Origin of the sequence: Streptomyces sp. SID12501 (assembly GCF_010550245.1) — a bacterium.
GTDB lineage: Bacteria > Actinomycetota > Actinomycetes > Streptomycetales > Streptomycetaceae > Streptomyces.
Genome location: NZ_JAAGLU010000575.1, coordinates 1 through 456 on the forward strand (window position 1 = coordinate 1; position 456 = coordinate 456).

General features: G+C 72.8%; 1 pseudogene. It reads left to right on the forward strand.

The features are described 5' to 3' along the window. Positions 1 to 80 precede the first annotated feature (80 nt). A pseudogene (locus G3I71_RS47350) lies at positions 81 to 456 on the forward strand (ABC transporter permease); the annotation flags it as partial.

A 456-nucleotide genomic window follows, 5' to 3' on the forward strand; every position in this document is an offset into this window, starting at 1 on the left:
CGGCATCGAGGGCGGGTCGCTGGAGGACGCGTTCGTGGCACTGACGGGAGAGGGATTCGATGTCGCGGGCTGAGGATTCGATGTCGCAGGCTGAGACCGTTCCGTCCCCGGGGGCCGTGCCGGGAGGCCCCCGAAACCCGCTCTGGACACTCGGAATCCTCCGCTCCGAGATCACCACCACCCTCCGTCGCCACCGGACCTACGCGCTCCTCGCGGTGCTCGCCGCCGTCCCCGTGCTCATCGGGATCGCGGTCCGCATCGAGACGGGCGGCGGCGGACCGGGGGGCGGGGCGGACGGCGGAGCCGGACCGGCGTTCCTGACGCAGGTCACCAACAACGGCCTCTTCCTCGTCTTCGCCGCTCTCGCCGCCACGCTGCCGGTCTTCCTGCCGATGGCCGTCGGTGTGGTCGCGGGCGACACGATCGCGGGCGAGGCGAGCGCCGGGACCCTGCGCT